The sequence below is a fragment of the Pseudomonas quebecensis genome (assembly GCF_026410085.1).
GTDB classification, from domain to species: domain Bacteria; phylum Pseudomonadota; class Gammaproteobacteria; order Pseudomonadales; family Pseudomonadaceae; genus Aquipseudomonas; species Aquipseudomonas quebecensis.
The window spans coordinates 2,659,633-2,678,590 of sequence record NZ_CP112866.1 but is presented as its reverse complement, the minus strand read 5'-3'; the positions used below and the strand labels follow the sequence as shown (position 1 = coordinate 2,678,590).

At 58.3% G+C, this 18,958-nt stretch carries 26 protein-coding genes; 23 read left to right on the top strand and 3 right to left on the bottom strand.

All coding sequences use genetic code 11. The features are described from left to right. Window positions 1-127 precede the first annotated feature (127 nt). The 3 genes from OSC50_RS12540 (at window position 128) to OSC50_RS12530 (ending at window position 1,537) form a co-directional block, all read left to right on the top strand. Window positions 128-640 (top strand): acyloxyacyl hydrolase, encoded by a 513-nt coding sequence (locus OSC50_RS12540; protein WP_266249198.1) that lies wholly within the window; start codon window positions 128-130, stop codon window positions 638-640. A 217-nt stretch (window positions 641-857) separates the two neighbouring features. Further along, a complete protein-coding gene (locus tag OSC50_RS12535; RefSeq protein ID WP_010211438.1) occupies window positions 858-1,196 on the top strand; it encodes a hypothetical protein in 339 nt (112 codons plus the stop codon). Further along, a complete protein-coding gene (locus OSC50_RS12530; RefSeq protein ID WP_253507345.1) occupies window positions 1,193-1,537 on the top strand; it encodes a hypothetical protein in 345 nt (114 codons plus the stop codon). Before OSC50_RS12535 ends, OSC50_RS12530 begins: the two co-directional genes overlap by 4 nt. A gap of 9 nt (window positions 1,538-1,546) precedes the next feature. Here OSC50_RS12530 and OSC50_RS12525 read toward each other — a convergent pair whose 3' ends face one another. Further along, window positions 1,547-1,912, bottom strand: a complete 366-nt coding sequence (locus OSC50_RS12525) for a hypothetical protein (protein ID WP_040267822.1) — start codon at window positions 1,910-1,912, stop codon at window positions 1,547-1,549. A 115-nt stretch (window positions 1,913-2,027) separates the two neighbouring features. After that, window positions 2,028-2,360: a hypothetical protein gene (locus OSC50_RS12520; protein ID WP_034097511.1), complete on the bottom strand. Its 333-nt coding sequence runs from the start codon at window positions 2,358-2,360 to the stop codon at window positions 2,028-2,030. Between the two features lie 75 nt (window positions 2,361-2,435). On the opposite strand from OSC50_RS12520, the gene OSC50_RS12515 reads away from it, so the two are divergent. The 14 genes from OSC50_RS12515 to OSC50_RS12450 all read left to right on the top strand — a co-directional run bounded on the left by OSC50_RS12515 (window position 2,436) and on the right by OSC50_RS12450 (window position 12,656). Beyond that, window positions 2,436-3,050: a putative metallopeptidase gene (locus tag OSC50_RS12515; protein ID WP_266249209.1), complete on the top strand. Its 615-nt coding sequence runs from the start codon at window positions 2,436-2,438 to the stop codon at window positions 3,048-3,050. A gap of 32 nt (window positions 3,051-3,082) precedes the next feature. Then, complete coding sequence (locus OSC50_RS12510) at window positions 3,083-3,559, top strand: DUF2280 domain-containing protein (RefSeq protein ID WP_181079759.1); 477 nt, start codon at window positions 3,083-3,085, stop codon at window positions 3,557-3,559. After that, the gene (locus OSC50_RS12505; protein WP_266249212.1) at window positions 3,534-4,853 is read left to right on the top strand and encodes a phage terminase large subunit family protein; all 1,320 of its coding nucleotides are present in this window, start codon (window positions 3,534-3,536) and stop codon (window positions 4,851-4,853) included. The genes OSC50_RS12510 and OSC50_RS12505 overlap by 26 nt, the downstream gene beginning before the upstream one ends. Continuing rightward, window positions 4,853-6,313, top strand: coding sequence for a DUF4055 domain-containing protein (locus OSC50_RS12500; protein ID WP_266249214.1), 1,461 nt, complete (start codon window positions 4,853-4,855; stop codon window positions 6,311-6,313). The genes OSC50_RS12505 and OSC50_RS12500 overlap by 1 nt, the downstream gene beginning before the upstream one ends. Beyond that, window positions 6,231-7,343, top strand: a complete 1,113-nt coding sequence (locus OSC50_RS12495; protein WP_266249216.1) for a minor capsid protein — start codon at window positions 6,231-6,233, stop codon at window positions 7,341-7,343. Before OSC50_RS12500 ends, OSC50_RS12495 begins: the two co-directional genes overlap by 83 nt. Before the next feature lie 8 nt (window positions 7,344-7,351). Further along, a complete protein-coding gene (locus tag OSC50_RS12490; protein WP_266249218.1) occupies window positions 7,352-7,837 on the top strand; it encodes a DnaT-like ssDNA-binding protein in 486 nt (161 codons plus the stop codon). Window positions 7,838-7,890: 53 nt separating this feature from the next. Then, a complete protein-coding gene (locus OSC50_RS12485; RefSeq protein WP_266249220.1) occupies window positions 7,891-8,634 on the top strand; it encodes a hypothetical protein in 744 nt (247 codons plus the stop codon). Window positions 8,635-8,721: 87 nt separating this feature from the next. Continuing rightward, window positions 8,722-9,459 carry a hypothetical protein gene (locus OSC50_RS12480; protein ID WP_266249222.1) on the top strand — a complete coding sequence of 246 codons (738 nt, stop codon included), beginning with the start codon at window positions 8,722-8,724 and terminating at the stop codon, window positions 9,457-9,459. Window positions 9,460-9,462: 3 nt separating this feature from the next. Beyond that, window positions 9,463-10,440, top strand: a complete 978-nt coding sequence (locus OSC50_RS12475) for a major capsid protein (RefSeq protein ID WP_012724055.1) — start codon at window positions 9,463-9,465, stop codon at window positions 10,438-10,440. A gap of 56 nt (window positions 10,441-10,496) precedes the next feature. After that, window positions 10,497-10,802 carry a HeH/LEM domain-containing protein gene (locus OSC50_RS12470; RefSeq protein ID WP_266249225.1) on the top strand — a complete coding sequence of 102 codons (306 nt, stop codon included), beginning with the start codon at window positions 10,497-10,499 and terminating at the stop codon, window positions 10,800-10,802. Between the two features lie 10 nt (window positions 10,803-10,812). Further along, complete coding sequence (locus tag OSC50_RS12465) at window positions 10,813-11,190, top strand: hypothetical protein (RefSeq protein ID WP_034097528.1); 378 nt, start codon at window positions 10,813-10,815, stop codon at window positions 11,188-11,190. Between the two features lie 2 nt (window positions 11,191-11,192). Then, window positions 11,193-11,585, top strand: a complete 393-nt coding sequence (locus OSC50_RS12460; RefSeq protein ID WP_266249228.1) for a hypothetical protein — start codon at window positions 11,193-11,195, stop codon at window positions 11,583-11,585. 1 nt (window position 11,586) lies between these two features. Next, on the top strand, window positions 11,587-12,243 hold the full coding sequence (locus tag OSC50_RS12455; protein ID WP_266249230.1) for a hypothetical protein: 657 nt from the start codon (window positions 11,587-11,589) through the stop codon (window positions 12,241-12,243). Continuing rightward, entirely contained in the window at window positions 12,240-12,656 is a 417-nt protein-coding gene (locus OSC50_RS12450) for a phage tail terminator-like protein (protein ID WP_266249232.1), read from the top strand. Before OSC50_RS12455 ends, OSC50_RS12450 begins: the two co-directional genes overlap by 4 nt. Here OSC50_RS12450 and OSC50_RS26055 read toward each other — a convergent pair. Beyond that, window positions 12,653-13,003 (bottom strand): nuclear transport factor 2 family protein, encoded by a 351-nt coding sequence (locus tag OSC50_RS26055; RefSeq protein WP_350355779.1) that lies wholly within the window; start codon window positions 13,001-13,003, stop codon window positions 12,653-12,655. The genes OSC50_RS12450 and OSC50_RS26055 overlap by 4 nt on opposite strands. 156 nt (window positions 13,004-13,159) lie before the next feature. On the opposite strand from OSC50_RS26055, the gene OSC50_RS12445 reads away from it, so the two are divergent. Genes OSC50_RS12445 through OSC50_RS12420 form a run of 6 tightly spaced genes read left to right on the top strand, consistent with a single transcriptional unit; the run spans window position 13,160 to window position 18,956 of the window. After that, a complete protein-coding gene (locus OSC50_RS12445; protein ID WP_169903614.1) occupies window positions 13,160-13,807 on the top strand; it encodes a phage tail protein in 648 nt (215 codons plus the stop codon). A gap of 11 nt (window positions 13,808-13,818) precedes the next feature. Next, window positions 13,819-14,199 (top strand): phage tail assembly chaperone, encoded by a 381-nt coding sequence (locus OSC50_RS12440; protein WP_181079769.1) that lies wholly within the window; start codon window positions 13,819-13,821, stop codon window positions 14,197-14,199. Between the two features lie 29 nt (window positions 14,200-14,228). After that, complete coding sequence (locus tag OSC50_RS12435; RefSeq protein ID WP_181079785.1) at window positions 14,229-14,507, top strand: DUF1799 domain-containing protein; 279 nt, start codon at window positions 14,229-14,231, stop codon at window positions 14,505-14,507. Continuing rightward, window positions 14,504-17,854, top strand: coding sequence for a phage tail tape measure protein (locus OSC50_RS12430; protein ID WP_266249237.1), 3,351 nt, complete (start codon window positions 14,504-14,506; stop codon window positions 17,852-17,854). Before OSC50_RS12435 ends, OSC50_RS12430 begins: the two co-directional genes overlap by 4 nt. Continuing rightward, on the top strand, window positions 17,854-18,192 hold the full coding sequence (locus OSC50_RS12425) for a phage tail protein (protein WP_266249239.1): 339 nt from the start codon (window positions 17,854-17,856) through the stop codon (window positions 18,190-18,192). Before OSC50_RS12430 ends, OSC50_RS12425 begins: the two co-directional genes overlap by 1 nt. Before the next feature lie 11 nt (window positions 18,193-18,203). Then, window positions 18,204-18,956, top strand: coding sequence for a phage minor tail protein L (locus tag OSC50_RS12420; RefSeq protein WP_266249241.1), 753 nt, complete (start codon window positions 18,204-18,206; stop codon window positions 18,954-18,956). Window positions 18,957-18,958 lie beyond the last annotated feature (2 nt).

Here is an 18,958-nt window from a genome sequence, read left to right as displayed (position 1 = left end):
CGCTGTTTCTGCCAACGAAGGTGGCAAAAACGCTATTTAAGGAATTTTGAGAACGAATTGATGGCACATTGACTCATAGTGCCGCTGTCACTTAAGCGATCTTTCCTTAGAACTTGTTGGTCACAAAATGAAGAAAATTATCCTATCGGCGTTGCTATTTTGCGCGGTCTGTAACGGCGCTCAAGCTGTAGAACTATCAGGTGCCCTCGGCGCGACTAGCCAAGGCGGCTTGACTGCCCGTACAGCACTGGGATTCAACTGGGACAAGGCATGGCTGGAAAGCTCTACAGGTAAGCTGACCGGATACTGGGACCTGGGTTATACATATTGGGAGTCGGGAAAAGAGGCTGGTGCTCGCCACTCTGTTTCCTTCTCCCCTGTGTTCGTTTACGAGTTTGGTCAAGGCGACATCAAGCCGTTCATCGAGGCCGGCGTCGGTGTTGCAATATTTTCGGGCACCAACGCTGGCGACCAGAAATTCGGATCTTCCTTCAACTTCGAAGACCGAATTGGCGCAGGCTTGAAGTTCGGTGATACGCAGAAGGTAGGTGTCCGGGTTACTCACTATTCAAACGCCGGCATCAAAGAACCGAACGATGGCATTGAGTCTTACGCACTTTTCTACAGTCATTCGATTTGATGTGCACAGGAACCCGGCCACCGCGCCGGGTTTTTTGATGCCTAAATTTCCCAAAGCCCTCAGAGCCTCTGACTTGTCACGCTGATGAGGGACCTATTCAGGGCCTCGCCATCGTGCGAGGCCTTTTCGTTTTCGGCCCCACCACACCCTTCGCTCTGAGCAGGGAGTGCTGCTGGAGCCGATTCAATTCCCAAACATGCCCCACGGAGTCGAGCGCATGGAGTATCTACAGCGCCTGCTCGACAAGATCGACAGGTTCGAATTGCTGATTGCGGGCCTGATTGGGGCTGTCGTTGCGAGCTGGTGGCACAAGGACGACTTGTCTGACTGGCGCGCCTGGATGGTGTTCTTGATCACCGGGGTTGCCTGCTCGCTGTACCTGACGAGCATGGTCAGCGCCTACCTGAATGTCACGGAGCCCAAAATAGTCGCCGGGATTGGTTTTCTCCTGGGTACGTTCGGCGGCTCGCTCCTGGCAGCAATCAACCGAGCCATCAAAGCCGCTGACCTCTGGGCGCTAATTCGCCAGCGGTTCGGGGGAGGCAATCCACCATGAATCTTGAACTGATCAACTCCATCGCCTGCGGCCTTATCGCGCTGTGGGCAGCCTGGTGCGTACTGAGCGGGAAGGTGAGGGACGGCATCCTTGGGAAGCTGATCTACTCGACGATCGCCATCACCGGTTTTGTCGTGATGGTGCGCAGCCAGAACATCTTCTTCGGCCCCACTACCGCCGGACTGACGCTGCATGTCGCTCTGGCCCTGGCCGGTGCACGGCATATCTTCATGGTCACGTACTGGCAGCGGGTGAAGGTCTGGCTGTGCCGGACGCTGAACTGCGAGCACTGCCTGAACTGTAACAAGGCACCTGGCGGTGTCGAGCGCAGAGCCAAGTAATGCGAGGGCCTACCATCCCCCTGGAAACCACTGACGGGCGAGGCTTACCGTCACACGCAAAGCATGCTGACTTTGATCACACTCCAACTGCTGATCTTCGGGCGTTGCGGGTTTGCGCCACCTGAGATTTGCCGTTAAACCTTTGGCGTAAGATCGCTCAAATTCGGTATTCGCTTCTTTTGTAAGGCGCATGGCTTTCGCATAGTCCGCCTCAAGGTCATCAGGCAGCGATTCACAAGCCAGTTTGGCTTGCTGATACCTAACGGCATACATGTAGCCGTCAGTTGGGGCTTCGTCGTAGCTGTAGCGAGAGGGCTCCACAGCCATTGCTGGGCCAGCGATAAGTAAAGCGATGAGATACAGGCGTCCGTGCATGGGTTTGAGTCTCGAAAAAATCAAATTTGGCGGAGTATACCTGGCTCATCCGCGCCACGTTTTCGAATGCGCCAAATCGTGGCGCGGATTAGAGTTACCTGCTCAGTCAACCTACTTATCCATTCATACGTGCCGCCAGTAAGGCTCGCTCCTTGCTTAGAGGTTTGAGCACCGCGGGTTGCTCTCCGATTTTCATGAACAGGAAATAATGGTCCTGATCATCGTGCAGGATACGGTAGACGTCAGCTGTTCTGTCAGTGCTTGGCGAAGTCAGCTTGTCCACAATCAATGTGTAAGCGCTAACTCCCAGCTTCTCCAAAGCTGTCTGCAGCTCTGCGTCAATCCGTGATCGCCATTTTTTCATGTTGTGTCGATATGCTAGGACTGCAAGCACGATTGCCATTATTGGCATTACGCCGGCCGCGAAGACCGTAAATAACGTATCCATGATCTCTCTTTGTTAAACAAGAAAACTGTTCATGAATACCCGCAAGCTTGAAAGGCGGCAAGAGAAGGTCACGATATGATTCGACCAATGCCGCCACTATCGCTGCTTGAATTGTCCGACTTTGGTGTTTGCATTACCCCAGCTCCCGAGGTATGGGAATGGCTCCAAGCCGAGATCCTTGCCGACACCGGCATCATTCACAACGAAGACCATGCTCACCTACTGGATGCAGACATCCGGATCATGTGGGCGTCGTCGAGCTTCGAGAAGCAGGGCCGCACTGTCCTGGGCCACGCCGAGCAGGTAGCGTTCCGCGCCGGCGGTTGGCAGAAAGCCCGGATGGAGCAGCAGATGCGTGACTGGTTCGGCGATGTGCCGGCTTTCATCATCACGCTGGCCGCTGACTACTGCGCCCAGTGCAGCGACCTTGAGTTCTGCGCCTTGATCGAACACGAGCTGTATCACCTGGCTCACGCGACCGACAAGTACGGTCAACCAGCATTCACCCAAGACGGTGCACCTAAGATCAAGCTGCAGGGCCACGACGTCGGAGAGTTCGTCGGGGTTGTCCGCCGCTATGGTGCGAGCCCTGACGTTCAAGCGTTGGTGGATGCTGCAAACAGACCTGCTGAGGTGGGGAAATTGAACATTGCGAGGGCCTGCGGAACCTGTCTGCTCAAGTCGGCCTGATTCCATGACAGGTATTGACGGATGACAACCATATGGCAGTACTACGAAGCGAGGTCAAAGCCTTCATCGTTCAGGCTCTGGCCTGCTTCGATACGCCGTCCCAGGTGGTAGCAGCGGTCAAGACAGAATTCGGGATTGAGATCACCCGACAGCAATGCGAAACGCACGACCCGACAAAGTTTGCCGGGCAGAAGCTCGGCAAGACCTGGGTGGACCTGTTCCACGCTGCTCGCAAGCGATTCCGTGAAGAGACAACCGATATCCCCATTGCCAATCGCGCGTACCGACTTCGCGGTCTTGGGCGGCTGGCCGAGAAGGCTGAGAGCATGCGCAATCTGGCGCTGACTGCTCAGTTGTATGAGCAGGCCGCCAAAGAAGTGGGCGATGCCTACGTGAATCGCCGCCTTGAACCTGAAAAGCCTTTGGGCTCCCACGCTGACCAGCAGCACGCCGTTGCTGAGTACACCTTGGAGCCTGATGAGAATGTCCCCGCTGCCCCGTACCTTTGACCCACCGGTAAAACTGACGCCCAAGCAGGCGAACATTTACTGCTGGGGCTTCCAGCCTGAGGCCCGCTTCCGCGATGCGGTTTGTGGTCGACGGTTCGGCAAAACGTTTCTGGGCAAAGCTGAAATGCGCCGCGCTGCTCGGCTCGCTGCTGAGTGGGGAGTAAGCGTTGAGGACGAGATCTGGTACGGCGCACCGACGTTCAAACAGGCCAAACGTGTGTTCTGGCGCCGCCTGAAGCAGGCGATCCCTGAAGCATGGCGCGCGCACCGCCCAAACGAGACTGAGTGCTCGATCACGCTCAAATCCGGACACGTTATGCGCGTGGTCGGGCTCGACAACTACGACAACCTGCGCGGCTCCGGTTTGTTCTTCGTCCTGGTGGATGAATGGGCGGACTGCCCGTGGGAAGCATGGGAAGAAGTCCTTCGGCCGATGCTCTCGACCTGCCAATACTCGATACCGGGCATCGGCATGCGAAAAGGTGGTCACGCGCTGCGCATCGGCACGCCGAAGGGCTTCAACCATTGCTACGACACGTTCCTTGATGGTCGGCCAGGCCATGAGCCCGATCACAAGAGTTGGCTCTACACCTCACTCGACGGCGGCAACGTTCCGGCTGAAGAACTGGAAGCTGCCCGCCGCAAGATGGACCCTCGGACCTTCCGGCAAGAATACGAGGCCAGCTTCGAGAACTACCAGGGCGTTGTCTACTACACGTTCAATCGTGAGGTGAACCGAACCAGCGAGACGATCAAGCGCGGCGAGGCGCTTCACATCGGCATGGACTTCAACGTCATGAAGATGGCCGCCGTGGTTCATGTCATCCGTGACGATCTGCCATTGGCCCTCAGCGAGTTCTCCGAGGTGCGTGACACACCGGAGATGATTGAGAAGATCAAGCTTCGCTTCCCTGATCACAGCATTGCGATCTACCCAGACGCCAGCGGCCAGAACACAAGCAGCAAGAGCGCGAGCGAGTCTGATCTATCACTGCTCAGGAAGGCTGGTTTCACCGTAGTGGTGCATTCGACCAACCCCGCGGTTAAAGACAGGGTCAACGCCATGTGCGCAATGTTCGCCAACACGTATGGCGAGCACCGCTACCTGGTCAACGTTGACCAATGCCCGAAATATACGCAGTGCCTGGAGCGGCAGATCTACACGGACAAGGGTGAGCCCGACAAGAAGGCCGGATACGACCACCTCGTGGACGCCCCTGGCTACTTCATTGCCAAGCGCTATCCGATCAAAACACGCACAGGCGGAACACGCCGAATTGGAGGCTTGGCCTGATGCCAGTGCAATCGACAAACCCCGACTACGACGCGCACATCGCGGAGTGGGAGATGATGGACGACGCGCTCGAGGGTGAGTGCGCCGTGAAGCGCAACGAGCGCAACCTGCCCAAGCCGAGCGGTATGGTTGAGGCGGAAAAGCTCGACGGCGCCGGCAACAAGTACCTCTACGAGAACTACACCAGCCGGGCTCAGTACGAGCATTGGGTGCGCGACTCGTTGCGCTCGATGATGGGGCTGGTGTCTCGGCTGATTCCTGAGATCGAACTACCGTCTGGCCTGAAAGGGCTGGAGGACAACGCCACAGCCGACGGCTTCGGCCTGAAGCAGTTGTTCTTCCGGATGGTGCGCCAGGCCATTTCCCACGGCCGGGTACCGCTGGTGGTGAACATCGACGAGAGCGGCGAGCCATACTTCTCGACGTACGCCACCCGCAACGCCATCAATTGGGACACTGCTGATCAGGGCGGACGGCAGGATCTGGTCCTTTCGGTGTTCCGCGAGTTCCGCAAGAAGGGCGGCGATCGATACAGCCATGATTGCGACACCGTTTTCCGTGAGTTCTTCATGCTGAACGACGTCTGCTACACCGCCGTGCGGAATGAAGGCGGTGAGCTGGTCGAGGACGAGAGGCCGCTGGGTACCACTGGTACCGACAACCGGCTCGTCAAAGGCCTGCCATACCTGCCCGTGATTTACTGCGGTTCCACCGACAATTCCCCGGACGTCGACGAGGTGCCGCTGCTGACCATGGCGCGGGCCGCGCTTAAGTCCTACCAATTGAGCGCTGACTACTTCACGTCGCTGCATCAGACCAGCCACCCGCAGCCGTGGGTCTCTGGTCTGGATGAGGCGGTGGAGTTGAGCGTTACCGGCCCATCGGCGGCATGGGATCTTGGGCCTTCCGGTTCCTGCGGCTACCTGGAGTTCCAGGGCGCCGGCATCGAAGCCGTGCGCAAGGCCATGGATGACCAGAAGAACGCCGCGCTTGAGGCGGGCGCCAAGGTCATGGACGTCGGCGGTACAGAGTCGGGCGAGGCGCGGAAGACGCGCCAGAACGATCAGCACGCCACGCTGCACAGCATCGTCATTACCGTGGCCGAGGCGGTGGAGCAGGGGTTGCGATACGCCGCCGAGTGGAAGGGCTACGACCCCAAGCAGGTCAAGTTCAAGGTGAACCCTGAGTTCGTGACCCCAGTGGTCGACGCCCAGGTTCTCGCCGAACTGCTGAAAGGAGTGATGGCCGGAACGATCAGCGCCGACACCTACTGGCAGTACCTCACCACCGGCAAGCTGCCGGAGCGCCCATACGAAGACGAAGCCGAACTGATCAGCGATGAGCGCGAGTCGGCCGGCATCAACTTGGACAAAGACGATGCCATCGACAAACCTGGCGCAGGCGGACAGCCAACTGCTGGAGCAGACGACCCGCCACACGGTAATGCTGGAGCGGCTTAAGGCCGGCGAGGTCAAGAAGTTCGAGAAGTACCTGCGCCAGATCGACAAGCTCGTGCGGGATCAACTCACCCGCAAGGAGCTGACCACCTACAGCCGGGACCGCCTTGAGCAGTTCCTGGCCCGGGTGGACGGCAAACTGTTGGAGATCTACAAGGCCTACGGCGACCTGGTGCAGGCCGATCTGGTCGATATTGCGCTGTACGAGTCAACCTTCGAGGCTAAAAGCCTGAGCAATGCACTCTCCATCGACGCAGTGGTGCCGACCAACACGCTGATCCGTGCGGCGGTGTTCTCCTATCCGCTTCAGGTAAAGGGCATCGACGGCGGCAAGCTGCTGAAGAGTTTCGTCAGCGGCTGGACGCGGACCGAGACGATGCGTGTCACGAACACCATCCGGCTCGGCTTCGGCCAGGGCCAGACCAATGCCCAGATCATCCAGGCGATTCGCGGCACCGCGGCGCAAAACTTCACGGACGGCGTCCTGGCGGTGAGCAACCGCAACGCTGCCGCCGTGGTGCAGACGGCAATCCAGCATGTGGCCACCACGGCACGAATGGAGACGCTTAAGGCCAACAGTGACGTGGTGCTGGGCTATCGTTGGGTGTCGACGCTTGACCGCAAGACCTCGCAACAGTGCAAGGGCCTGGATGGGATGCGCTTCGACCTTGGCAAAGGCCCGCTGCCGCCAGCGCACATCAACTGCCGGTCAACCACGGTGCCGACCACCAGGCTCTCGGAGATGTTCGCCAAGGACGCCACGCGGGCTTCGGTGGGCGACAATGGGGGCGCGCAGGTCAATGCAGGTCTGAACTACTACGAGTGGCTGGCAACGCAACCGGCGAGGTTCCAAGACCATGCTCTTGGGCCGGTCCGGGGCAAGTTGTTCCGCGATGGCGGGCTGACTCCGGAGAAGTTTGCCAAGCTGCAGCTCGACAAGTCGTTCAAACCGCTGACCCTGGCGCAGCTGAAGAACGCAGAGCCCGACATGTTCACCCGAGCAGGCGTTACACTCGGCGCTCCACCGGATTGAGATACCACATGCAGATCATTGTTGAGGATGGGAAGGGCAGGCCAGACGCGAATAGCTTCGTACCGCTGGAGAAGCTGACCTTCTACCGCGACTACTACGGATTCCGGATACCTGAAGAAGAGGCTGACCAGGTCGAACTCCTGCTGCGTGCTGCCGCTGACATCAACGGTCGCCAGTGGAAGGGTCGCAAAGCCAATCCTGAGCAGGCAATGGCCTGGCCCCGGCGTGACTGCAAGATCGAATACCAGACGCTGTCGGAGACATTCGTCCCCTTTGAGCTTGAATGGGGCCAGGTGCGGCTGGCCGTCGAGTTATATGCTGTCGAGCAGGGCTTCCAGATCGAGGAGCCGACGCATTGCACTGAGCCGAATGGCCGGCGCACGCGGTTCAACCGAGATACGCCAGGCTTTCGCATGCGGCCGCCGCCATACGCGCCTAGCAGGACGCAATTCGCCGATTACCTGGTGATGCGAGGTTTTTACGTCGTTCGATGACTTCAACAGGTGCAGGCAGTAGGCTATCATTCAAGAGATCACAAGGAGGATTTATGAGTGAGCGCTTGATTAGTAGTTTTGCAATGGTCTTGATTTCCTTCACGTTGGGTATGGTTGTTGGAGTGGTCAACGTTGACGGGCTAGTTAATCATGTATCCGTTACTGGAACGATTGGGCAATGGTTTGCCGGCCTGGCTACCTTTTCTGCAGTGGTATTTGCTCTATGGCAATCCCACGAGAACAGACATAAAGAGCGAATGAAAGCTCGGGTTCTTGATAACAATGCAATTGAGGACTGGTCCCTTAGCGTTGTTTCTGAGGGGTTGATTCCTGTTACTGTTGTTGATGTGGATTTAATTGTTGGTAAAGGATCCTATAAGTCGAAGCTTGAAAAGAAGAAGAACCTACAATTGAGTTTTCCGCATAAGCTTGAGCGCGGCGAGGTGCTTCAGCTCATCTCTATGGAGAAGCAAAGCCTGTCAGATTTTGCTGATTGGCTCCTAGCACCCTTTGTAAGCGAACTTAGCTCGAAAGGTATCCATCAAGGGCGAGTTGGTGCTCAACTTAATGATGCTTACTTTGATGCTTTAAATTCGCTGTCTAAGTCCAAGTTAAAGATTGCAATTCACTTTGCTCATGAAAGTATCTCTCATGTTGTAAGTAGTAATCTTCTGAATAGGCTTGTTATGGATTTGAGCGAGCGACATAAAGCGGATCAGCTGGAAAAGCTGCGAGAGCGACAAGTGGGATACGACGAAGTTGGTAGAATGCTTCAGCCGGATTTTATTCCGAAGTAGTCATGACAAGAGATTTTCAAAACCCAGCGAACGCTGGGTTTTTTTATGCCTGCAAAGCGGGCCGAACAAACCCAAGGGGTGCACCAAGTGGCAGACGAAAACCAGATTGATCTTGACGACCCGGCAGTTCAGGGCGCCATTGCTGCAGCTGTCGAGGCTGCAACCCTGGGCCTCAAGAACAAAAACACCGAGCTACTTGGCTCGCTCCGTACCACCAAGACCGAGCTGGACGGTTTCAAGTCCCAGTTCGAAGGCCTGGACATCGCCGCAGTGAAAGGTTTGCTGACCAAGGTTGGCCAGGATGAAGAGACCAAGCTGATTGCCGAGGGCAAGTTGGACGAGGTCATCACTCGCCGCACAGAGCGCCTGCGCACCGACTACGACACCAAGCTGGCCGCCGAGAAGACCCGTGCCGACAAGGCCGAAGCCTTCGCTGCCAAGTACAGCGACAAGGTGCTGGCCGACTCCATCCGCGCTGCAGCCATCAAGGCCGGCGCGCTCCCAGAGGCCGCCGAGGACATCATCCTGCGCGCCCGGGGCACTTTCAAACTCAGTGAAGACGGTGAGGCCATTGCCACCGACCGTGACGGCGAGGTCGTTTACGGGAAGGACGGGAAAACCCCGCTGTCTCCGCTCGAATGGGCGGAATCGCTGCGTGAAACAGCAACACACCTGTGGCCAAGGGCTCAGGGTGCCGGACAGACCGGCGACAACGGTGGCAAGGCCACGAAAAAGTGGGGTGAGTACACGGAAACCGAACGCGCTGCGATCGCCCGTGACAATCCCGATCTGTTCAAGAAAATCCAGGCCACCAAAGGAACCTAATTCATGGCAACCACCCAACTGACCGACATCTTTGTCGGCGATTACTACGCCTCGCTGGCGCCGGTTAACAGCCCGGAAAAGACCGCTGTTTACGAATCGGGCATCGTGACTCGCTCGCCTGTGCTGGACGCGATCGCCTCCGGCAGCCAGGGCACCGCCGAGATCAGCTACTGGCAGGATCTGAACGCTGATGAAGCCCCGAACATCAGCAATGACGACCCGAATGACCAGGGCGAAGTCGGAAAGGTCACCCAGGACAGCATGCGTGCCCGGGTTCTGTACCTCAACAAAGGCTACGGTGTTACTGACCTGACCGCTGAACTTGCGAACAGCGAGCCTCAGCAGCAGATCCGCAACCGCTTCGGCACCTATTGGACCCGCCAGTGGCAGCGTTACACCCTGGGCGCGGCTCGCGGCATCATCGCCTCGAACATTGCGAACAACGGCGGTGACATGGTCATCGACGCGGGCGCGACCATCAGTGCGAATGCCTTCCAGGATGCCGCGTTTACCGCCGGCGATGCGGCTGACCAGTTCGGCGCTATCGGCGTGCACTCCGTGGTGATGAACCAGATGGTCAAGCAGGACCTCATCGAGTATCTGCGTGACTCCGACGGCAAGATCATCCTGGCCACCTACCTCGGCAAGCCAGTGTTCATGGACGACGCCCTGGTGTACGGCGCGGGCAAGTACTTGTCCGTGTTCTTCGGCCAGGGCGCTTTCGGCTACGGCGAAGGCACGCCGAAAGTGCCGGTAGAGCTCGAGCGTAAGCCCGGCGGAGGTAACGGCGGCGGTGCCGAAGTGCTGTGGGAGCGGAAGACCTACATCCTCCAGCCTGCTGGCTTCAGCTGGAAGGGCTCCGAGGCTCAGAACCTCAGCCCGACCGCCACCCAATACGCAGCAGCTGCGAACTGGCAGCGTGTGTTCAGCCGCAAGCAGGTCCCATTCGCCGCTGTCATCAGCGGTACCACCACGCCGTAATTCGACCCACACAACCTGGCGTCTTTATGGGCGCTGGGGTGCTTTTGAGGTGACTCATGAAAGTGATCTACACGGACACGCCGGGCAAAGAGCGCGGCGTGTGCTACCGCCTGCTGAGCGAATTCTTCGGTGTCATCGGTTCCGCTACCGAGGTGGTGGTTGATGGCGATGCCCCGGACATCTTCGACGCCTACCAAGCGGCCGGCATCAAGGTGTCCGACGGCAAAGATTCAGAGATCAAAGAAACCGATCCTCTGAAAATGAAGGTCCCCGAGCTGAAAGAATGGCTGACCGAGAAGGGCATTGCCTTCGACCCGTCCGCCAAGAAAGAAGACCTGCAGGCCCTGGTGCCAGCGGAATAAGGACAAGCACATGACCGACTTCATCACCGTTGCCGATGTTGACGCCCAGCTCGGTCCTGACTGGTCCGGCACCGGTGATCCGGTCCTTGCTGTGACTATGGCAAACGCCTGGCTCACAGCCAAGATTAAGCGGGCTGTTCCTGATCCGGTTCCGGCCGAGATCAAAACAGCCGGCGCCCAGGTTGCCAAAGAGGCAGCGGCGGGCAAGCTGTTCACGGCCACGCAAAAGGAAGTGCAGAGCAAGACCGTATCCGCGCAGTCCGGCACGTCTGTGAGCAAGACCTACGTGGCAGGCTCCACCGATCAGTCAGCCGGCGTCAACTTCGCCATGGTGCTGCTGGAACCGTGGATCAAGCGCTCCAGCGTGATGATGCTGAAAAGGATCTGATCATGGGCATGCGTGAAGAGATCCAGGCCGAATTGGCCGAGTCGTTCGACGATCCTGATGGATTGGCCGACGCGGTTAAACCCGTGACGGGCGTGCGCAAGATCGCGGGCGAGTATGACCCTGACCTGGGCGGCGAAACGCCAGATAGCACCGTCACTTACAGGGGGCGCGGTGTTCTGGGCAGCTACCTGTCCAAGGAAATCGACGGTTCCCTCATCCAGACTACCGACAAGAAGCTGCTGGTGCTGCAAAACGAACTGTTCGTGTCGGAGGCCGGTGTGCCAACGACGGTACCGGCTACCCCAGCCATTGGCGACATCATCAACGACCTGCGGGTGATGAACGTGTCCGCCGATCCGGCTGATGCAACGTGGACGGCCCAGCTGAGGAAGTGACATGGCGAACAAGTACGCGAGCATGAACGGCAGCTTTGCCGAGAACATTCGAGACTTCGCTGAGCGAGCCCAGGCTGGTATCGATGCAACCATCCGAGAGATCGTTATCGAGATCGGCAGCAGCGTTATCCGAATGTCGCCGGTGGGCAATCCAGAGATCTGGTCGGCGAACGTCGCTCATCGACAGAGCAACACCCGGGCGGCCGATGACTACGACTTCAATGTCGCGGTGCGCAACACGATCATCAACCTCAACGAATCAAACTTCACGAAGGCCGGCAAGCTGCGGCGCGGGGTCAAATACGCCAAGCCCCTGACCAAGACCGAGCGCGACCAGAACTTCAACGTGAACGGTTTGGTGGCAGGCAAGGACTACGTTGGCGGCCGGTTTCGGGGGAACTGGCAGTTTTCCATCGGCACGCCGGCGGAGGGCACGCTTGATCAGGTCGATCCGGCTGGTGGCGTGACGCTGGCTAAGCTGCGACTGCAGGTCCAGGCACTGACGGCTGGCGAAACGGCCTACATCGTCAACAACCTGCCGTATGGCATCCCGCTGGAGTATGGGCATTCAACCCAGGCACCCGGCGGCATGGTCCGGATCACTCTGGCCCGCTTCCAGCAGATCGTCGACGAAGCCACAAGGAACAACCAGGTATGAGCCACGCCATTATCGCGTCGATCTACGAGGCCAAGTTACTTGCCTGGAGCAAGGCGCGGGCAGAGCCGATCAAGGTCGTGTATGAGAATATCCAGTATGACCCTGCGGACGGCGAGACCTACCTACGGGCATTTGCGCTCCCAGGCGATACCGCAAGTAGCACGCTTGCCGGAGATCACCGCGCTTTCATCGGCGTCTACCAGGTCAGCATTGTGGCTCCGGCTAATACCGGGAAGACAAAAACGAACCCGCTTGTGGGTGAGCTGAGCGCACTGTTTCCACTGTATGCGAGAGACACGAAGGCGGGCGTCACCGTCGTCACGATGTCATCGGCAGACCCTGGCCCTGGTATAACCGATCCACCCACGTTCACCGTACCTGTGTCGTTCGAATACCGAGCAGACACCGTTTAGCCAGGATCAAACGGGCGAGTAGGCGTCCCTTGATGGAATAGCATTTGCCAGACTCCAGCCTCAAGCTTCCAGATTGAAGATCTCCGTGCGTATTGCCTTGGTGCTCCGTCGCGGCTGGATTGGGAGGCTTCGTATACCAGTAGACAAGCGTCCTTAGATATCACGGTCAGTTTGAAATTTCGCGCCAAGATATCAACGCGAGACCTTTGAAGCGGCAAGCTTTCAACGGTATCAGCTTTTGAATAGAAGGCCCCTGAACTACCAATTTCATGGAAGTCTTTGTGCAATAGACGATTGAGTTGCTCAGGGTCATTTCGGACACTTGCTTGATGCAAGCTGATCTCCATGTCTTGAAGCAGGTTGAGTAGCGAGACCTCTGTCACCTTGTTTTTCCCCTTTGCTCCATTCCAGATTTACCTGATTAGCACTTCCACCGCCCATAGGGCAAACCCAATAACCCGCCTCTGTGCGGGTTTTGTCATTTCTGAAAAGAGGAAATACCCATGGCCGTCTTTCTGCCGAATGGCTCTACCGTTGTCGTCGCATCCGGCTACGGCAATCCGATCGTCGTCACTGCGATCTCCAATGCTCTTGAAGCCTCGGTATCGGCGGCGGCTCACGGCCTCAAGGCTGGCGATTTTGTCGAGGTGACGTCTGGCTGGGCCCGACTGAACAATCGCGTGCTGCGCGTGAAAACTGCTACCGCCGACGCGTTTGTCCTTGAAAAGGCAAACACTCTCAACGTAGCGCGCTATGTTGCGGGCGGCGGCGCTGGGTCTGTGCGCAAGATCACGGACTGGGTGCCCGTCAGCCAGGTGACGGAATCCGCGAAGTCCGGCGGTGATCAGCAGAACGCAACCTACTCCTTTCTTGAAGAGGATGACGAGCATCAGATCCCGACGACCAAGTCGGCGATCGCGTTCACGCTCACTCTGGCTGACGATCCCGATTTGCCTCACAACGACGTGCTGATTGAGGCAGATGACGACAAGAAGCCTCGCGCCGTGAAGGTGAACCTCGCCGCTGGCGGCTGCATCGTTTACAACGCCTACGCCTCGTTCGACAACGTGCCGTCCCTCAACAAGAACAACATCATGACCGTCACCGCAGTGTTTGCAGTCGTCGCCAAATTCATTCGCTACGCGTCGTAAGGGAAGGGCTCATGGCTAAGTTCAAGTTGATCCAGAAGCCGACCTTCAAGGCGGCGGTGATGATCCAGCGTGCCGGTTATAGCGCCGAGAAGGTGGAGTTCGAGTTCAAGTACCTGGATCGCACCGCGCTCGCCGAGCTGTACACCGGCTGGAACGAGCGGCACGACGAGCTGAGCAAGCAGTTAGGAGACATGGACCTCAAGGCATTCACGGCTGCTCAGATCGATCTGCAGGCCGACCAATTGCTTGATGTCGTCGTCGGCTGGGATATCGAGGAAAAGTTCACGCCTGAAAACGTACGCATCCTCGTCAACTCCATTAACTCGGCCCCCAAGGCCGTGCTGAATGCCTACGCCGAAGCCTTCAACGAAGCCCGCCTGGGAAACTCCTAAGCGCTGCACGCGCGCTCTATGAGCCGACGCTGGAGGGCACGGATGCCTTCGGCTTCACTGCGGCCGACTACTCCACAGAGATCGGCATCTGGCCCGACAACTGGGACGCCTTCAAGGTCTTTGAGGCAATGAGCACACAGTGGCGCACAGGCGCGTGCGGCGTGACAGGCATGGACTACAGCGTTCTCTCCGGGGTTATTCGGATGTGTGGCGTACCGATCAGCCAGCGACAAACCATTTTCAGCGACTTTCGCCGTATGGAGGCTGAAGCCCTGCAGGTGATGGCGGAACAGAGAGAAAACAAATGAGCACCAACTTCGCTTCCCTGGGTATTGCTGTCGAGTCGTCACAGGCCGCAAAGGCTGCTGATGATCTTGATAAGCTAGTCGATTCCGCTGAAGGCGCCCAGAAGGCCATTGATGACCTGGGCACAACGGGCGAAGGCCTGGCCGACACCGGTAAAAAGGTTTCCCAGGCCGAAGCGGATGTTGCGCAAAGCATCGATAAATCAACGGCAGCGAGGGGACGGCAAGCTGGAGCCAGTCGCAAGGCAGCTGACAGCGCAGTCGCGGAAATCTCCGTCATCAGCCAGCTAGACAAGGCTATGACGGGCAATATTTCGAGCATGGAGTCGCTGGTTCAAGCCGAGGGTTTGCTGGAGCGCGCCCGCAAGGGCGGCTTGGTCACCATCGAAGAGCAGGCGAAATATCAGGATCAGCTGGGAAAGGCCTACGACAAGATTGAAAAGGCAGAAGCCAAAGAGCTGGCGCAGAAGCAGAAGCTAATCGAAGCGGAAAATCGTCAGATTGAGGCGCTGAAGCGTACCGTCAACGGGATTGACCCGGTAACCGCCAAGTTGGCGAAGCTTGAGGCTCAGGAGAACGCGCTCAATAACCTGCATAAAGCTGGTCAGATCGATGCAGAGCGCTACAACGAGGCTCTGGCTAAGATCGGGAAGGACCGGTCGGGGCTTACTGAAGCCGCTAGCGCTTTCGACAAGCTGAAGCTCGGTACCCGTCAAGCTCAAGAAAACGTCATGCAGTTGGCTAACGCCATCCAGGCAGGCGATCTGGGCAGTGGGGCGCGTGCGATCGCTCAGCTGGGGGCTGGCGCCGGTGAATCGGCGAAAAGCCTGGCAGGGATGCTGATTCCGGCCGGCCTGCTGGTCGCTGTACTCGGCTCGGTTGGCTATGCCTACTTCGATGCGATGAAGCAGGCGCGAGAGTTCAATGCTGCGATCAACGGCGGCACGAATGGCGCGGGGCAAGCTATTGCCAGCCTGAAGGATATGGCCGACGGCGTTGGGCGTGTTACCGGTAACCTGTTCGGTGCGCGAGAGGCCGTTGTTTCGCTTGCGTCTGGCGCGGCCACCAGCGGCACCCAGATGCGCAATTTGGCTGAAGCTGCAGCGGCAGTCAGCGAAGTTACCGGTCAGGGGGCGGGCGAACTCGCCAAGTCCTTTGCCACCGCTGGCGATACAGCAACTGAAGCCGCCAGCAAAATCAGCAGTCAGTACGGATTGATCACCCTCGAGCAGTACCAGGTGATCAAGGGGCTGGATGACCAGGGCGACAGCCAGCGTGCCTTGGATGTGCTCAGCGAAGATTTGAACCAGGCCGCGTTGACGCGCCTGAAGACTTATCGCGAATCGTTATCCGACGTGGAGCGCGACTGGGACAGGATCAAGAACGCCATCAAGGGCGCGTACGCAGAAGTCCGGTCGGAGATATTCCCTGACCTGGCCAAGCAGATCGAGATCACCCAGCGTGTTCTTGATACCCGCAAGAGCGGCGGAATTGCTGGCGCCATCTCTAACGGTCTCAGTTCCTTGAACTCGGCTCTTGGTCTGGGCACCGGTGAGCATGACGACTCAACTGAGGCGCTTGAGAAAAAACTTGCCGAGCTGAAGGCCAGACAGACTGCCAGCTCTAACCTGGCAATTGTCACCGGTGAGAACGCCGACGCTAACCAGAAGGCAATCGAGGCTCAGAAAGCGCTGGATGCGCAACTAGACAACGTCAACCCTCTGAATAAGCGCAAAGCGGGACTGGAGAAGCTGAACAACCAGTTCAAAGCGCTTTACGAGAATGCAGAAAAGGCAGGGCAAAAGTCGCCACTGCTTGACGGTGTGAGCTACGACGGCAAAAAGTTTTCCGGTGGTGCGTACGACATTCTTTTGAAAGGCATTGAGGATAAAAACAAGGACCCGAAAACCGCCGCCACCCAAGTTGATCTGACCAGCTTCAACAACGCCAAGAACGACTTGGCGGCGATCACCGACACCTACAAAAACTACCAGAAGGAACTGGAGGCGGCCCAGAAGGCTGGCCTACTGTCTGAGGAAGACTATCTGCTGCGGCGCCAGGCGTTGATCGGGAATCAGCTCGACCAGACAACGGCAGCCTACGAAGCAGAGATTGCGGCGCTTGAGGCCGCCAAGGGCAAGAAGTCCACGTCGGCTGCGCAAAGCATCCAGCTGGACCAGAAGATCGCCGACGCGCGCGCCGGATTGGTTAAAGCGCAGAAGGATGCCAACAGCCAGCTTGAAGTGCTCGCCACCAACGAAACCGGGCGCCTGGCAAAGCAGGAGCGGGCGATCAGCACGTACGTGCAGGCGCTGGGGCAGCAACAGCGGGCTTTGGAACTGGCAGGCCAGCGCGCAGTGCTCGGCGTTGGGCAGGGCGATCGACAGAACGCACTCAGCGGCGAACTGAACAGCCAGCAGGACCGGTTTGCTCAGCAGTCGCTGGAGCTCGCCAATCAGAAGTCTGATCCGTCGCGCAACATGTCGGAGGAAGAGTTTAAACGGAAGTCGCAGGCGCTCGCAGACGCGAACAAGGCCGCGACGGACCAGATCCGGCAGAACTATGCGGATGTGGAGAACGCCGAGGGCGATTGGACGAAGGGCGCAACGGCAGCCTGGGATAACTACCTGGATTCGGCGCGCAACATCGCCGGGCAAACCAAAAGCCTGTTCGGCAACGCCTTCAGTTCCATGGAGGATTCCATCGTCAACTTTGCCATGACCGGTAAGGCGTCGTTCTCGGACTTCGCCAAATCGATCCTGGCGGACATGGCGCGCATTGCGACACGGCAGGCAAGTTCGGCACTGCTGGGCAGTCTGGTTGGCGCGGCGGCGAGTTACTTCGGTGGCAGCGCGGCCGGCGGCGGGAATGGTTTGGCTGCCGGGTCTGCCGGTGCCACGTCGTCAAACCTCGGGGCATCATCTGCCGGATACTCCAGCACCTACTTTCCGCAAGCCAAGGGCGGCGCATGGTCGGGCGGTGTGCAGATGTTCGCCAATGGCGGCGCGTTCACTAACTCCATCGTCAGCAAGCCCACGGCGTTCGGCATGGCCAACGGCAAGACCGGCGTCATGGGCGAAGCTGGTGAAGAGGCGATCATGCCTCTGACCCGGACGTCTAGCGGCAAGCTTGGCGTTATGGCAATGGGCGGCGGCGGGGCTGGCGGAACGCAGATCAATGTCGAGGTGCATATCGACAGCGACGGAAACGCATCGTCAACCGCTGACGCGCCTGGCTATGACCTGTTCGGCAAGGAGCTGGCGACGTTCGTGGAGCAGAAGTATCAGGAGCTTCGGAGCAGGGACATGCGCCAGGGCGGCGTCATAAACAACGCAATCAAGGGGCGATGATGGCTATCGAACGATTCACCTGGGCAACGGAGAAAGGCGCGGAGGGAGATATTGTCCAGCGCGTCCGCTCCAAGAAGTTCGGAGATGGCTACGAGCAGTCGGTCGAGGATGGCCTCAACAACCGATCGCAATCCTGGCCGGTGACCTTCAACGGTTTGAAGGGGCGAATCAAGGAGATCATGGCGTTCCTCGATCGTCACAAAGGGGCGAAAGGCTTCCTATGGGAGCCGCCCCTGGGTGAGCTTGGTCTCTACAAGTGCAACGGCTACAAGCTAGTGCACCGTGGCGGCCAGGTATACGCCGTGACTGCGACTTTCCAGCAAACCTTTCATCCCTGAGATAACTGCACATGGCACTGATCACGGACATCCAGAAACTGGAGCCGGGCGGCGAGATTCGCCTGTTCGAAATTGACGGTACCGAGTACGGCGCCGATTACTTGCGCTTTCACGGTCACGCTATCCCGCACACGCCAGAAGAATTACTGGCCTATGAGGGTTCGGAAGAGGATCTGCCCGCCAAGTCGATTATCTGGCAGGGCCAGGAGTACGCGGCCTGGCCGGTGCAGATTGAGGGTATTTCCTCGAGCAGCGACGGCACCGCCTCTCGGCCGACTTTTGCCGCCGGCAACGTCAACGGGCGCGTCACGGCGCTGTGCCTGGCTTTCGAGGACATGCTCAAGTTCAAGCTGACGGTCCGTGAGACGCTAGCCCAGTACCTGGATGCGGCGAATTATCCGGAAGGCAATCCAACTGCCGACCCAACCCAGGAGGCGTTGGAAATCTGGTACATCGACCAGAAAACCAGCGAGGACGGTGAGGCGGTGGTCTGGGAGCTGTCTTCCCCGGGTGAGATCGATAATCACGGCCTGCCAGGGCGCCAAATGACGACGTTCTGCCACTGGGCCATGACCAACGGTTACCGTGGCCCGGATTGCGGCTATACCGGTGCGGCCATGTTCGACGATGAGGATAACCCCACGGATGACCCGGCCCTGGACCAGTGCAAGGGATGCTTGTCGTCCTGCAAGTTGCGCTTCGGCGAGAACAACGAGCTCAGTTTCGGTGGATTTCCTGCAGTTTCGCTCGTGAGTAGGAGCTGACC

Excerpts from the sequence above, each read along its gene's own strand:
- OSC50_RS12490 (WP_266249218.1), top strand. The coding sequence starts at position 7,352 with ATGCAGATCATTGTTGAGGATGGGAAGGGCAGGCCAGACGCGAATAGC.
- OSC50_RS12520 (WP_034097511.1), bottom strand. The coding sequence starts at position 2,360 with ATGGATACGTTATTTACGGTCTTCGCGGCCGGCGTAATGCCAATAATG.
- OSC50_RS12465 (WP_034097528.1), top strand. The coding sequence starts at position 10,813 with ATGACCGACTTCATCACCGTTGCCGATGTTGACGCCCAGCTCGGTCCT.
- OSC50_RS12525 (WP_040267822.1), bottom strand. The coding sequence starts at position 1,912 with ATGCACGGACGCCTGTATCTCATCGCTTTACTTATCGCTGGCCCAGCA.
- OSC50_RS12495 (WP_266249216.1), top strand. The coding sequence starts at position 6,231 with ATGCCATCGACAAACCTGGCGCAGGCGGACAGCCAACTGCTGGAGCAG.
- OSC50_RS12420 (WP_266249241.1), top strand. The coding sequence starts at position 18,204 with ATGGCACTGATCACGGACATCCAGAAACTGGAGCCGGGCGGCGAGATT.
- OSC50_RS12425 (WP_266249239.1), top strand. The coding sequence starts at position 17,854 with ATGGCTATCGAACGATTCACCTGGGCAACGGAGAAAGGCGCGGAGGGA.
- OSC50_RS12540 (WP_266249198.1), top strand. The coding sequence starts at position 128 with ATGAAGAAAATTATCCTATCGGCGTTGCTATTTTGCGCGGTCTGTAAC.
- OSC50_RS12535 (WP_010211438.1), top strand. The coding sequence starts at position 858 with ATGGAGTATCTACAGCGCCTGCTCGACAAGATCGACAGGTTCGAATTG.
- OSC50_RS12505 (WP_266249212.1), top strand. The coding sequence starts at position 3,534 with ATGTCCCCGCTGCCCCGTACCTTTGACCCACCGGTAAAACTGACGCCC.
- OSC50_RS12485 (WP_266249220.1), top strand. The coding sequence starts at position 7,891 with ATGAGTGAGCGCTTGATTAGTAGTTTTGCAATGGTCTTGATTTCCTTC.
- OSC50_RS12475 (WP_012724055.1), top strand. The coding sequence starts at position 9,463 with ATGGCAACCACCCAACTGACCGACATCTTTGTCGGCGATTACTACGCC.
- OSC50_RS12460 (WP_266249228.1), top strand. The coding sequence starts at position 11,193 with ATGGGCATGCGTGAAGAGATCCAGGCCGAATTGGCCGAGTCGTTCGAC.
- OSC50_RS12445 (WP_169903614.1), top strand. The coding sequence starts at position 13,160 with ATGGCCGTCTTTCTGCCGAATGGCTCTACCGTTGTCGTCGCATCCGGC.
- OSC50_RS12515 (WP_266249209.1), top strand. The coding sequence starts at position 2,436 with ATGATTCGACCAATGCCGCCACTATCGCTGCTTGAATTGTCCGACTTT.
- OSC50_RS26055 (WP_350355779.1), bottom strand. The coding sequence starts at position 13,003 with ATGGAGATCAGCTTGCATCAAGCAAGTGTCCGAAATGACCCTGAGCAA.
- OSC50_RS12455 (WP_266249230.1), top strand. The coding sequence starts at position 11,587 with ATGGCGAACAAGTACGCGAGCATGAACGGCAGCTTTGCCGAGAACATT.
- OSC50_RS12470 (WP_266249225.1), top strand. The coding sequence starts at position 10,497 with ATGAAAGTGATCTACACGGACACGCCGGGCAAAGAGCGCGGCGTGTGC.
- OSC50_RS12440 (WP_181079769.1), top strand. The coding sequence starts at position 13,819 with ATGGCTAAGTTCAAGTTGATCCAGAAGCCGACCTTCAAGGCGGCGGTG.
- OSC50_RS12530 (WP_253507345.1), top strand. The coding sequence starts at position 1,193 with ATGAATCTTGAACTGATCAACTCCATCGCCTGCGGCCTTATCGCGCTG.
- OSC50_RS12450 (WP_266249232.1), top strand. The coding sequence starts at position 12,240 with ATGAGCCACGCCATTATCGCGTCGATCTACGAGGCCAAGTTACTTGCC.
- OSC50_RS12430 (WP_266249237.1), top strand. The coding sequence starts at position 14,504 with ATGAGCACCAACTTCGCTTCCCTGGGTATTGCTGTCGAGTCGTCACAG.
- OSC50_RS12510 (WP_181079759.1), top strand. The coding sequence starts at position 3,083 with ATGGCAGTACTACGAAGCGAGGTCAAAGCCTTCATCGTTCAGGCTCTG.
- OSC50_RS12500 (WP_266249214.1), top strand. The coding sequence starts at position 4,853 with ATGCCAGTGCAATCGACAAACCCCGACTACGACGCGCACATCGCGGAG.